10 protein-coding genes are annotated in these 12,257 nt (G+C 70.4%); 4 read left to right on the forward strand and 6 right to left on the reverse strand.

What is annotated here, in order from left to right:
* Nucleotides 1-57: 57 nt before the first annotated feature.
* The 3 genes from pyk to pta form a co-directional block, all read right to left on the reverse strand.
* Nucleotides 58-1,488: a pyruvate kinase gene (gene pyk, locus ACNPQM_RS29560; protein WP_358857459.1), complete on the reverse strand. Its 1,431-nt coding sequence runs from the start codon at nt 1,486-1,488 to the stop codon at nt 58-60.
* Between the two features lie 74 nt (nt 1,489-1,562).
* Entirely contained in the window at nt 1,563-2,909 is a 1,347-nt protein-coding gene (locus ACNPQM_RS29565; protein ID WP_418086357.1) for an acetate kinase, read from the reverse strand.
* A 5-nt stretch (nt 2,910-2,914) separates the two neighbouring features.
* Nucleotides 2,915-4,987 (reverse strand): phosphate acetyltransferase, encoded by a 2,073-nt coding sequence (gene pta / locus ACNPQM_RS29570; protein WP_358857461.1) that lies wholly within the window; start codon nt 4,985-4,987, stop codon nt 2,915-2,917.
* A 270-nt stretch (nt 4,988-5,257) separates the two neighbouring features.
* Here pta and ACNPQM_RS29575 point away from each other — a divergent pair, with 270 nt between their 5' ends.
* Nucleotides 5,258-6,283 carry an ATP-dependent 6-phosphofructokinase gene (locus ACNPQM_RS29575; RefSeq protein WP_358857462.1) on the forward strand — a complete coding sequence of 342 codons (1,026 nt, stop codon included), beginning with the start codon at nt 5,258-5,260 and terminating at the stop codon, nt 6,281-6,283.
* 76 nt (nt 6,284-6,359) lie between these two features.
* On the opposite strand, the gene ACNPQM_RS29580 is transcribed toward ACNPQM_RS29575, so the two are convergent.
* Together ACNPQM_RS29580 and ACNPQM_RS29585 are read right to left on the reverse strand one after the other, a co-directional pair.
* A complete protein-coding gene (locus ACNPQM_RS29580; protein ID WP_418086358.1) occupies nt 6,360-7,034 on the reverse strand; it encodes a response regulator in 675 nt (224 codons plus the stop codon).
* The gene (locus ACNPQM_RS29585; RefSeq protein ID WP_418086359.1) at nt 7,031-8,731 is read right to left on the reverse strand and encodes an ATP-binding protein; all 1,701 of its coding nucleotides are present in this window, start codon (nt 8,729-8,731) and stop codon (nt 7,031-7,033) included. Before ACNPQM_RS29585 ends, ACNPQM_RS29580 begins: the two co-directional genes overlap by 4 nt.
* Before the next feature lie 131 nt (nt 8,732-8,862).
* On the opposite strand from ACNPQM_RS29585, the gene ACNPQM_RS29590 reads away from it, so the two are divergent.
* The 3 genes from ACNPQM_RS29590 to trxA all read left to right on the forward strand — a co-directional run bounded on the left by ACNPQM_RS29590 (nt 8,863) and on the right by trxA (nt 11,082).
* Entirely contained in the window at nt 8,863-10,233 is a 1,371-nt protein-coding gene (locus ACNPQM_RS29590) for a cation:dicarboxylate symporter family transporter (RefSeq protein ID WP_358857465.1), read from the forward strand.
* Nucleotides 10,234-10,332: 99 nt separating this feature from the next.
* Entirely contained in the window at nt 10,333-10,737 is a 405-nt protein-coding gene (locus ACNPQM_RS29595) for a MerR family transcriptional regulator (protein WP_418086360.1), read from the forward strand.
* A gap of 3 nt (nt 10,738-10,740) precedes the next feature.
* A complete protein-coding gene (gene trxA, locus ACNPQM_RS29600; protein ID WP_358857467.1) occupies nt 10,741-11,082 on the forward strand; it encodes a thioredoxin in 342 nt (113 codons plus the stop codon).
* A gap of 10 nt (nt 11,083-11,092) precedes the next feature.
* Here the strand turns inward: trxA and ACNPQM_RS29605 are convergent, their stop codons facing one another.
* Entirely contained in the window at nt 11,093-12,037 is a 945-nt protein-coding gene (locus ACNPQM_RS29605; protein WP_418086361.1) for a TIGR04222 domain-containing membrane protein, read from the reverse strand.
* Nucleotides 12,038-12,257 lie beyond the last annotated feature (220 nt).

Here is a 12,257-nt window from a genome sequence, read left to right on the forward strand (position 1 = left end):
GGCCGCACCCCCTTCGAAGGGGGTGCGGCCACAGCCTTGTGCGGGCACGGTGGCTCGTCAGCCGCGGTCGCTGCCGCCCACGTGGTGCACCCGGACCATGTTGGTGGTGCCGGGGACGCCGGGGGGCGAACCGGCCGTGATGACCATCGTGTCGCCCGCGTTGTAGCGGCTCAGCTTCAGCAGCTCCGCGTCGACCAGGTCCACCATGGCGTCGGTGTTGTCCACGTGTGGCACGACGTGGGCCTCGACGCCCCAGCTCAGCGCCAGCTGGTTACGGGTGGACTCGTCGGTGGTGAAGGCCAGGATGGGCTGCGCGGCGCGGTAGCGGGAGAGCCGACGGGCCGTGTCACCGGACTTGGTGAAGGCGACCAGCGCCTTGCCGTTCAGGAAGTCCGCGATCTCGCAGGCCGCGCGGGCCACCGAACCGCCCTGGGTACGGGGCTTCTTGCCCGGGACCAGCGGCTGCAGGCCCTTGGAGAGCAGCTCCTCCTCGGCGGCGACGACGATCTTCGACATCGTCTTGACCGTCTCGATCGGGTACGCGCCCACGCTGGACTCGGCGGACAGCATGACCGCGTCGGCCCCGTCCAGGATCGCGTTGGCGACGTCGGACGCCTCGGCGCGGGTCGGCCGCGAGTTGGTGATCATCGACTCCATCATCTGGGTCGCTACGATCACCGGCTTGGCGTTCCGCCGACAGAGCTCCACGAGGCGCTTCTGCACCATCGGGACCTTCTCCAGGGGGTACTCGACGGCCAGGTCGCCACGGGCGACCATCACACCGTCGAACGCCATGACGACGCCCTCCATGTGCTCGACGGCCTGCGGCTTCTCGACCTTGGCGATGACGGGGACCCGGCGGCCCTCCTCGTCCATGATCTTGTGGACGTCCTTGACGTCGTCGGCGTCGCGCACGAAGGACAGGGCGACCAGGTCGCAGCCCATCCGCAGGGCGAAGCGGAGGTCCTCGACGTCCTTCTCGGACAGGGCCGGGACGTTGACCGCCGCACCCGGCAGGTTGATCCCCTTGTGGTCGGAGATCACCCCGCCCTCGATGACGATCGTCTTGACCCGGGAACCCTCGACCTCGACGACCTTCAGCTCGACGTTGCCGTCGTTGATCAGGATCGGGTCGCCCTTGTCGACATCGCCCGGCAGCCCCTTGTAGGTCGTACCGCAGATCGACTTGTCACCGGGGACGTCCTCGGTGGTGATGGTGAACTCGTCCCCGCGGACCAGTTCGACGGGGCCCTCGGCGAACTTCGCCAGGCGGATCTTCGGGCCCTGGAGGTCGGCGAGTACGCCGATCGCCCGGCCGGTCTCGGCGGCGGCCCGGCGGACGCGGTCGTAACGGCCCTGGTGTTCCTCGTGGGAGCCGTGGCTGAAGTTGAATCGGGCCACGCTCATGCCGGCCTCGATCAGAGCGACGAGCTGCTCGTGCGAGTCGACGGCGGGACCGAGGGTGCAGACGATTTTGGAACGGCGCATGAGGCGGATCCTATCGGTTTGTTTCGCTGCGGAATATTCCGGCTGGTGGAAGATACAAAGGGGCGCGGGGGTGCTCAGTTGTCGACCTGTCCGAGCGGTTCGGCCTGCCCGGGCGCGGTCCGTCCGAGCCGTTCGACCAGCGCAAAGGTCTGGCCGGCGATCTCCAGTTCCTCGTCCGTCGGCACCACGGCGACCGCGACCCGCGCGTAGTCCGGCGAGATCAGCCTCGGTTCACCGGACCGCACGGCGTTGAGACCGGCGTCGACCGCGAGGCCGAACCCTTCGAGACCGGCGATCGCAGCCTCCCGTACGGGCGCCGAGTTCTCTCCGACCCCCGCCGTGAACACCACGGCATCCACCCGCCCGAGGACCGCCGAATAGGCGCCGATGTACTTCTTCAGCCGGTGCACATAGATGTCGAAAGCCAGCGCCGCCCGCTCGTCGCCCTCGTCGATCCGGCGCCGGATCTCCCGCATGTCGTTGTCCCCGCAGAGGCCGACCAGACCGCTCCTCTTGTTGAGCAGGACATCGATCTCGTCGATCGACATCCCCGCCACCCGCTTCAGATGGAAGGTGACCGCCGGGTCGATGTCCCCGGACCGGGTTCCCATCACCAGCCCCTCCAGCGGGGTCAGTCCCATCGACGTCTCCACGCACCGGCCGCCCGCCACCGCCGATGCCGAGGCGCCGTTGCCCAGGTGCAGCACGATGACATTGACCTCCTCGGGGGTGCGTCCCAGCAGCTCGGCGGCCTTGCGGGAGACGTACGCGTGCGAGGTGCCGTGGAAGCCGTAGCGGCGGATGCGATGGGCGTCCGCGGTCTCCACGTCGATCGCGTAGCGCGCGGCGTACTCCGGCATCGTCGTGTGGAACGCGGTGTCGAAGACGGCGACCTGGGGCAGGTCGGGGCGGAGCGCCTGGGCGGTACGGATCCCGATGATGTTCGCCGGGTTGTGCAGCGGAGCCACCGGGACGAGCCGCTCGATCTCCGCCAGCACCTCGTCGGTGATCATGGTCGGCTCGGTGAAACGCAGGCCGCCGTGCACCACCCGGTGGCCGATCGCCGCCAGCTCGGGCGAGTCCAGCCCCAGCCCGTCCGCGGCCAGCTCCTCGGCCGCCGCCTTCAGCGCCGCCTCGTGGTCGGCGATCCTGCCCGTGCGCTCGCGCGTCCTGGCGCCTCCCGCCCGTCGCCCACCGCCACCCTCAACGGAGGCCCTTCGGGCCGCCTCTTCTGATTCGACCAGCGGGGTGTGCAGCAGACGGGAGGTGCCCTCGCCGATCCGCTCGACCAGGCCGGTCGCGAGCCGGGAGCGGTCGTCCATGTCGAGGAGCTGGTACTTCACCGATGAGGAGCCGGAGTTGAGGACGAGGACGCGACGGGCCTGCACGGCGGCGAAACCTTTCTTCGTGGGGGTGGTCATGCGGATCACTCCTTGCCCTGCGCCTGGATCGCCGTGATCGCCACGGTGTTGACGATGTCCTGGACGAGCGCTCCGCGGGAGAGGTCGTTGACGGGCTTGCGCAGCCCCTGGAGCACCGGGCCGACGGCGACCGCGCCGGCCGAGCGCTGCACGGCCTTGTACGTGTTGTTGCCGGTGTTGAGGTCCGGGAAGATCAGCACGGTGGCCTGCCCCGCCACCTCCGACCCGGGCAGCTTGGTCGCGGCGACGCTCGGCTCGACCGCCGCGTCGTACTGGATCGGGCCCTCGATCCTGAGATCCGGCCGGCTTGCGCGCACCCGGTCCGTCGCCTGCCGCACCTTGTCGACATCGGCGCCCGTGCCCGAGGTGCCCGTCGAGTACGAGAGCATCGCGATCCGCGGGTCGACACCGAAGCGGGCGGCGGTGGCGGCGGACTGGACGGCGATGTCCGCGAGCTGCTCGGCGTCCGGGTCCGGGTTGACCGCGCAGTCCCCGTACACCAGCACCTTGTCGGAGAGGCACATGAAGAAGACCGAGGAGACGATCGACGCGTCCGACCGCGTCTTGATGATCTCGAAGGCCGGGCGGATCGTCGCCGCGGTGGAGTGCACGGCCCCGGAGACCATGCCGTCGGCCAGGCCCTCCTGGACCATCAGCGTGCCGAAGTAGTTCACATCCGAGACGACGTCGTACGCCAGCTCCACCGTGACCCCGCGGTGCGCGCGCAGCTGTGCGTACCGCTCCGCGAACGCCTGGCGCAGCTCCGAGGTCTGCGGGTCGATCAGCTGCGTATCGGCGAGGTCGATGCCCAGGTCGGCGGCCTTCTTGCGGATGGTGTCGAGGTCGCCGAGCAGGGTGAGCTCGCAGACGTCGCGGCGCAGCAGCACATCGGCGGCGCGCAGCACCCGCTCCTCCGCGCCCTCCGGCAGTACCACGCGGCGCCGGTCCGAGCGGGCCTGTTCCAGCAGCTCGTGTTCGAACATCATCGGCGTGACGCGGCCGCTGCGGGCCACCGAGATCCGCTCCAGCAGGGCTGCGGTGTCGACGTGGCGCTCGAAGAGGCCGAGTGCAGTCTCCGCCTTGCGGGGCGTCGCCGCGTTCAACTTTCCCTCCAGCGCGAAGAGTTCGCCCGCGGTGGGGAAGGATCCGCCGGCCACCGACACGACCGGGGTGCCCGGTGCGAGGCGTGCGGCCAGCTTGAGTATCTCCTCGCCGGGGCGCTCGTCCAGGGTCAGCAGCACGCCGGCGATCGGCGGGGTCCCGGCGCTGTGCGCCGCCAGCGAGCCGACCACCAGGTCCGCCCGGTCCCCGGGCGTGACCACGAGGCAGCCCGGTGTCAGCGCGTTCAGCAGATTCGGCAGCATCGCTCCGCCGAAGACGAAGTCCAGTGCGTCCCTGGCCAGCCCCGCGTCGTCGCCGAGCAGGACCGTTCCGCCGAGCGCCGTGGTGATCTGGGCGACCGTCGGCGCGGAAAGCGCCGCGTCGTCCGGCAGCACCGAACAGGGGACGGGCAGCCGCGCCGCCAGCCGCTCGGCGATGACCTCGCGGTCCTCGGCCGCCACCCGGTTCACCACCATCGCGAGGACGTCGCAGCCCAGCCCGGCGTAGGCCCGGTAGGCATTGTGCGTCTCGGCCCGTACGGACTCCGCGTCCTGCCCCTTCCCGCCGACCACCGCGATCACGGAGGCGCCGAACTCATTGGCCAGCCGGGCATTGAGCGCCAGCTCGTCGGGGAGCTGGGTGTCCGCGAAGTCCGTGCCGAGGACCAGCACCACCTCGTACGAGCGGGCCACCTGGTGGAAGCGGTCGACGAGCTGCGAGACCAGCTCGTCGGTCCCCTTCTCCGCCTGCAGCGCGGACGCCTCCGGGTAGTCCAGGCCGTAGACCGTCGACGGGTCCTGGGAGAGCCGGTAGCGGGCCCGCAGCAGCTCGAACAGCCGGTCGGGGCCGTCGTGGACCAGCGGCCGGAACACCCCGACCCGGTCCACCTGACGCGTCAGGAGCTCCATGACTCCCAGATCGACGACTTGGCGGCCGTCTCCCCGGTCGATTCCTGTCACGTACACGCTGCGCGTCACGCGTGCTCTCCCGTCGTTCTGTCCGGTTGGAGCGATATCGCCCTGTTGACGATACCTGGGGGGACGGATACGTCGCCCCCGGGCGAAAGGCCCTGACCAGGTGCCGGAAGACCTCCGTCGCGCCCGGCTCTCCGTCCGGTGCGGTGCCGGTGGAGGAGTCGGTAGCGCGAGGTCCAGACCTGACGTGGGACAATCGTTGTGGCTCACGGTACGGGGATTCTGCAGTCGCCCCCGGAATGCACGGCACTAGCGAGCAGGAGATACGGCACGATGCGCATCGGAGTTCTCACCGCAGGTGGCGATTGCCCGGGCCTGAACGCAGTGATCCGGTCGGTCGTGCACCGCGCCGTGGTGGGTCATGGCGACGAAGTCATCGGCTTCGAGGACGGGTTCAAGGGACTTCTCGACGGTCACTTCCGCCCCCTCGACCTCAACGCGGTCAGCGGCATCCTCGCCCGCGGCGGCACCATTCTCGGCTCGGCCCGGCTGGAGCGCGACCGGCTCCGCGAAGCGGCCGAGAACTGTGAGGAGCTGAACCGCCGTTACGGCATCGACGTGCTGATCCCGATCGGCGGCGAGGGCACCCTCACCGCGGCCCGGATGCTGTCGGACGCCGGAATGCCCGTCGTCGGCGTCCCGAAGACCATCGACAACGACATCTCGGCCACCGACCGCACGTTCGGCTTCGACACGGCGGTGGGCGTCGCCACCGAAGCCATAGACCGCCTCAAGACCACGGCCGAATCGCACCAGCGGGTCATGGTCGTCGAGGTGATGGGCCGGCATGCGGGCTGGATCGCGCTGGAGTCCGGCATGGCGGGCGGTGCGCACGGCATCTGTCTGCCCGAGCGGCCGTTCGAGGTCGCGGACCTGGTCAAGATGGTCGAGGAACGCTTCGCACGCGGCAAGAAGTTCGCGGTCATCTGCGTGGCCGAGGGTGCGCACCCGGCCGAGGGGTCGATGCCGTACGCCAAGGGCGAGATCGATCAGTACGGCCACGAGCGCTTCCAGGGCATCGGCAACCGGCTCGCAGTCGAGCTGGAGACCAGGCTCGGCAAGGAAGCCAGGCCGGTCATCCTCGGCCACGTCCAGCGCGGCGGCACGCCGACCGCGTACGACCGGGTGCTCGCCACCCGCTTCGGCTGGCACGCGGTCGAGGCGGCGCACCGGGGCGACTTCGGCCGGATGACGGCGCTGCGCGGCAACAGCATCACGATGGTCCCGCTCGCGGACGCGATCACGCAGCTGAAGAGGGTACCGAAGGACCGGATGGACGAGGCCGAGTCGGTGTTCTGACCGGTTCCGGGCATCGGACGGGCCCGCCACGCCGGGCCCGTCCCGTGTTCGAGGGCGCCGACCCCCCTGGGAACCGTCAGCGGGTCTCGGCCACCCACCGGTAGTGCAGCTCCGGCCGTCCGATCTGCCCGTACTGGGGGCTGCGAACGGCACGCCCCGTCGACACCAGATGCTCCAGATAGCGGCGGGCGGTGATCCGCGAGATGCCCAGCTCCACCCCGGCGGCCGCTGCCGTCACCCCGTCCGCGGAGGCCCGCAGCGTACGCGTCACCGCTTCCAGCGTCGGGCCGCTCAGTCCCTTGGGCAGCCGGACGGGCTGCGGCGCCCGCAGCGCGCCGAGCGCCCGGTCCACCTCGTCCTGCCCGCTCGCCTCACCGGCCGCCGCACGGAACTCGGCGTAGCGGACGAGGCGGTCGCGCAGGGTGGCGAAGGTGAACGGCTTCAGTACGTACTGGACGACACCGAGCGACACCCCCTCCCGGACCACCGCCAGATCGCGCGCCGACGTCACGGCGATGACATCCGCCGCGTGCCCGGCGGCGCGCAGCGAACGCAGCAGCTGCAGACCGTGCCCGTCAGGCAGATACAGGTCGAGGAGCAGCAGATCGATGGGGGTACGGTCCAGCGCCCGTATCGCCTCAGCACGCGAATGAGCGACCGCGGCCACGGTGAAGCCGGGAACCCGGCTCACGTACAGCTGATGGGCGTCGGCGGCCACGGGATCGTCCTCGACGACCAGCACCTGGATCATGGGGTGGACTCCTTGGAGGCGTGCGTGGACGCGGACGGCGTGGGCACGGGCGACAGCGGCAGTCGTACGGTGAACTCCGCACCGCCGTCCGGACCCCCGCTCAGGGTGACCGTCCCACCGCCCCGGTGCACGGCCTGCTGCACCAGCGCCAGACCGAGCCCGCGACCGGCGCCGTGTGTCGACCAGCCGCGGCGGAACACCTGGGCGGCGTCACCGGGATCGACCCCGGAGCCGGTGTCGGCGACCCGCAGCAGCAGCTCGCCGTCATCGGCGAGCGCGGTCACGGTGACCCGGGCACGGCCCGGGCGGCCCGCCGCGGGACCCCGCTGACCGGGAACACCCCCGGAGGGGGACGGGCCCGTCGCCGCCTCGGACGCCGCATCCACCGCGTTGTCGATCAGATTGCCGAGGATCGTCACCAGATCGCGCGGCGACAATGTCTCGGGAAGTGCCCCGTCGTCGATCAGGCTGTCGTCCGCGAGCACCAGCTCCACCCCCCGCTCGTTCGCCTGCGCCGCCTTGCCCAGCAGCAGGGCCGCCAGCACCGGCTCGCCGACGGCGCCGACGACCCGGTCGGTGAGGGCCTGGGCCAGCTCCAGCTCCGCCGTGGCGAAGCCGACCGCTTCCTCCGCCCGGCCCAGCTCGATCAGCGAGACGACCGTGTGCAACCGGTTCGCCGCCTCGTGCGCCTGCGAGCGCAGCGCCTGAGTGAAGCCCCGCTCCGAGTCCAACTCGCCGGACAGTGCCTGAAGTTCCGTGTGGTCGCGCAGGGTCACGACCGTGCCGCGCTGCTCGCCGCCCACCACCGGACGGGTGTTGACCACGATCACCCGGTCCGCCGTCAGATGCAGCTCGTCGACCCGCTCCTCGGAGGCGAGCAGCGCCCCGGTCAGCGGCGGCGGGAGCTCCAGATCGGCGACCCGGCGCCCGACCGCGCCCGGCGGCAGCCCGAGCAGCTCCCGGCCCGCGTCGTTGATCAGCGCGATCCTGCGCTGCCCGTCGAGCATCAGCAGCCCCTCGCGTACCGCGTGCAGCGTGGCCTGGTGGTAGTCGTGCATCCGGCTCAGCTCGGCGGCGTTCATGCCGTGCGTGTGGCGCCGCAGCCGGGCGTTGATCACATACGTTCCGACGCCGCCGAGCGCGAGCGCCCCGCCCGCCGCCAGCCCCAGCGCACCGAGCTGAGCCCGCACCTGCGAGGAGACCCGCTCGACCGTGATGCCCGCGCTGACCAGACCGGTGATCCTGCCGCCGTCCCGGATCGGGGCGACGACCCGGATCGACGGACCGAGCGTGCCGGTGTACGTCTCCGTGAACGTCTCGCCGCGCAGCGCCTGCGCGGTGTGCCCGAGGAACTTCTCGCCGATCTGGCCGGTGTCGGGGTGCGTCCAGCGGACCCGGTCCGGGGCCATGATCGTGACGAAGGCGATCCCGGTGTCCCTGCGGACCTTCTCCGCGTACGGCTGCAGCACGGCGGACGGGTCCGGGGTGCGGATCGCCTCCCGTACCGACGGAGAATCGGCCACCGCCACCGCCACCGCCCGGACCTGCCGGGCCGCGGTCTCCTCCGCCCGTGCGCTGCCGGAGACGTACGTGAAGAAGGCCCATCCGGCCACCACGGCCGCCACCAGCACGACCTGCATGGCGAAGAGCTGGCCGGCCAGGCTGCGAGGGCGGGTACGGGGGAGCGGGAGACGCATGGCCCCAGTCTGCCTGGCCGAAAACATATGAACGAAATGCACGTAACCGTGACCGCTGTCACAGGGAGCGAAATAGTCACCAAGCCCCCCAGGGACGGGGGAGCGACCCGGACGAGCCGAGGAGAACCCCCGTGGGAGTGGTAGCCGCCAAGCGGGACCGTACGCATTATCTGTATCTCGCCGTGATCGCGGCCGTGGCCCTCGGCATCCTCGTGGGCTTCGCGGCCCCGGACTTCGCCGTGGAGCTCAAGCCGATCGGTACCGGCTTCGTGAACCTCATCAAGATGATGATCTCGCCGATCATCTTCTGCACGATCGTGCTGGGAGTCGGCTCGGTCCGCAAGGCCGCGAAGATCGGCAAGGTGGGCGGCCTCGCGCTCGGATACTTCCTCGCCATGTCGGTGGTCGCGCTGGCGATCGGCCTGGTCGTCGGCAATGTGCTGCACCCCGGCGAAGGCATGCACCTCACGCAGTCGGTGAAGGATGTCGGCCACACGGCGGCGAGCGACGCCGCCGAAGGGCCGGTCGACTTCCTGCTCGGCATCATCCCGACCACCTTCGTGTCGGCCTTCACCGGCGGCTCGGTGCTCCAGACCCTGCTGGTCGCGCTGCTCGTCGGCTTCGCGCTGCAGGCCATGGGCGCGTCCGGTGAGCCGGTGCTGCGCGGGATCGAGCACATCCAGAAGCTGGTCTTCCGCGTGCTTTCCATGATCATGTGGGCGGCCCCGGTGGGCGCGTTCGGCGCGATGGCCGCCGTCATCGGCGAGACCGGCGTGGACGCGCTGAAGGCGCTCGCCACGATCATGCTGGGCTTCTACATCACCTGCATCCTGTTCGTGGTCCTGGTCCTCGGCACCCTGCTGCGCCTGGTGACCGGGGTGAACGTCTTCCAGCTCTTCAAGTACCTGGGCCGGGAGTTCCTGCTGATCCTCTCCACGTCCTCCTCCGAGTCGGCGCTGCCGCGCCTCATCGCGAAGATGGAGCACCTGGGTGTCAGCCGTCCGGTCGTCGGCATCACCGTGCCCACCGGGTACTCGTTCAACCTCGACGGCACGATGATCTACCTGACCATGGCGTCGCTGTTCATCGCCGACGCGATGGGCCAGCCGCTGGCGCTGGGCCAGCAGGTCTCGCTCCTCCTCTTCATGATGATCGCCTCCAAGGGCGCGGCCGGTGTCTCCGGTTCCGGCATCGCCGTGCTGGCGAGCGGGCTCCAGTCGCACAAGCCCGCCCTGGTCGACGGCGTCGGCCTGATCATCGGCATCGACCGCTTCATGAGCGAGGCCCGCGCCCTCACCAACTTTGCGGGCAACGCCGTCGCCACGCTGCTCATCGGAACCTGGACCAAGGAGGTCGACCGGGAACGGGTCAACCAGGTGCTGGCCGGCTCGATCCCGTTCGACGAGAAGACGCTCACCCAGAACGATGCGCACGGCGACAGCGCGGACAACATTCCGGAGCCGCGGGACGGTGGCCAGGAGCCCGCCGTGGCGAAGGTCTAGGCGCCGAACACCCAGCACACGGAAGGGCCGTCGGGGGGACTCCCGCGACGGCCCTTCGTCCTTGCCTTGACGTCCGCGTAAAGGTCTACCGTCGAAGACATGCGAATCGGGGAGCTGGCCGAGCGGGCCGGGACGACGACGCGGACTCTGCGTTACTACGAGTCCCGCGGGCTGCTGCCCTCTCGGCGGGCCGTGAACGGGTACCGCACGTATGACGAGGGCGATCTGAGGCTGCTGCAGCAGATCCGGACCCTGCAGGACTTCGGGTTCGACCTGGAGGAGACCCGGCCGTTCGTCGAGTGCCTGCGCGCCGGCCATCCGGCCGGTGACGCCTGCCCGGCCTCGCTCGCCGTCTACCGGCGCAAGCTCGGCGAGCTCGACTCGCTCATCGAGCAGCTCCAGTCGGTCCGCGCCCAGGTGGGCGCGCAGCTCGCGAGGGCCGAGCTGGAGGCCGGGGCCGAGCTTCCTGGCGGCCCGGAACCGCTTTGTGAACTGGGAGGATGACAGATGATTCATGCAGAAGGCGTGGCCGAGGTCACCGACACCACCTTCGACGGGGAGGTGCTGGGGGCCGAGCTCCCCGTCCTGGTCGAGTTCACGGCCGACTGGTGCGGACCGTGCCGCCAGCTCGCCCCCGTGCTCAGCGCCGTCGCCGCCGAGGAGGCGGACCGCATCAAGATCGTCCAGATCGATGTCGACCACAACCCCGGGATCACGAGCCGGTACCGGGTGCTGTCGATGCCGACCCTGATGGTGTTCCGGTCCGGCGAACCGGTGAAGTCGATGGTGGGCGCCAGGCCCAAGCGCAGGCTCCTCCAGGAGCTGGAGGACGTGTTCGAGACGGTGTGAGCCGCAACGCTCAGTAGTTCCCGCCACCACAACTGCTGCCACCGCCGCAGCTGTGGTGGTGCCCCCCTCCGTCGTACGAGGAGCCGTGCGAGCCGTAGGAGTCATGGGAGCCGCCGGACCCGTAGGAGCCGTGGCCGCTGTCGCTCCCGTAACTGTCCGGGTTCTGGCCGGAGTCCGAATCCAGCGCCTCTCCGTACTTGGCCAGCATCCGTCCCACCGACGGCAGTCGTCCCCCGCTGCCGTCCCGCCGCTGAGAGCGCCGGCGCTCGCCCGGCAGCCCTCCCCGCCCGTTGAACACCACGGCCCCGAGTGCCGCCGCGGCCCATGGCTCGCTCGCGCGGAGCGTTGCGAGGCGACGGCGTCCCGTCGGAGTCAGTCGGCCACGCGCGGGACACAGCACGCGCACAGTCAGACAGGCAAGGCCCACCACGAGGTAAGGAGCCGTCAGCCGCAGCCCGTGAGGGATGGCGAAGGCGGCCAGGACCGCCGTGCCGCACACCACGGCGACCAGGACTCGCGCGGCGAACAGCCGGGCCCGGGCGCGGGGCGGGGTCATGAGGAGACCGTACGAGACGAGCCGGTCGCCGATCTCGCGTACGGCCCCGGCCCGCACCACCCGTACCCGCAGCAGTGTCGGCGTCGTGGAGCCCGCGGTCCGCCATTTTTCGACCACGGCTCGCTCCACCGGATGCTCGGGCTCCGTCCAGGGCTCGGGCAACCGCAGCCGCCCACCCGACCCGATCACGATGTTGTTGTGGCTGCCCCAGAGGGTATGGAGCGCCGCCTCCACCACCCGCTCGGGCCCGCCCGTCAGGAACGCGGCATCGTAAGGACCCAGTTCACAAGCGCGCGCCCGGCGCCGCCACGGCAGCAACCGCCGCCCGGAGAGGGCCAGGCAGGTGGTGGCAGCGACCAGAGCGGTTGCGGCGTCGGCGAGCGTGAGCGTGGTCCACATGGCGGCCCCCGATCCGGATGTGCTCCGGATGAATGTGCGTATGTGAGGGGTATCTCCGTGTGAAGCACGGCCAATCCGAACAAGCCTGATTTCAGAGCTTTTTCTGAGCTTCCTGCTTACCTCTCGGTGGGTGTCCGACGTGAAGTCGGTTCCTGTCGGCCGGTGTCACGGCGATGAGCATGGTGCGTATGTCCCCTGCGAAGAGCTCTTCTTCGACTTC

The sequence above is a fragment of the Streptomyces sp. NPDC056231 genome, assembly GCF_048270745.1.
GTDB lineage: Bacteria > Actinomycetota > Actinomycetes > Streptomycetales > Streptomycetaceae > Streptomyces.

What these genes read in the sequence shown, in the direction of transcription:
- ACNPQM_RS29595 (WP_418086360.1), top strand. Translation starts at nt 10,333, where the DNA reads ATGCGAATCGGGGAGCTGGCCGAGCGGGCCGGGACGACGACGCGGACT.
- ACNPQM_RS29605 (WP_418086361.1), bottom strand. Translation starts at nt 12,037, where the DNA reads ATGTGGACCACGCTCACGCTCGCCGACGCCGCAACCGCTCTGGTCGCT.
- ACNPQM_RS29585 (WP_418086359.1), bottom strand. Translation starts at nt 8,731, where the DNA reads ATGCGTCTCCCGCTCCCCCGTACCCGCCCTCGCAGCCTGGCCGGCCAG.
- ACNPQM_RS29580 (WP_418086358.1), bottom strand. Translation starts at nt 7,034, where the DNA reads ATGATCCAGGTGCTGGTCGTCGAGGACGATCCCGTGGCCGCCGACGCC.
- trxA (WP_358857467.1), top strand. Translation starts at nt 10,741, where the DNA reads ATGATTCATGCAGAAGGCGTGGCCGAGGTCACCGACACCACCTTCGAC.
- ACNPQM_RS29575 (WP_358857462.1), top strand. Translation starts at nt 5,258, where the DNA reads ATGCGCATCGGAGTTCTCACCGCAGGTGGCGATTGCCCGGGCCTGAAC.
- ACNPQM_RS29565 (WP_418086357.1), bottom strand. Translation starts at nt 2,909, where the DNA reads ATGACCACCCCCACGAAGAAAGGTTTCGCCGCCGTGCAGGCCCGTCGC.
- pyk (WP_358857459.1), bottom strand. Translation starts at nt 1,488, where the DNA reads ATGCGCCGTTCCAAAATCGTCTGCACCCTCGGTCCCGCCGTCGACTCG.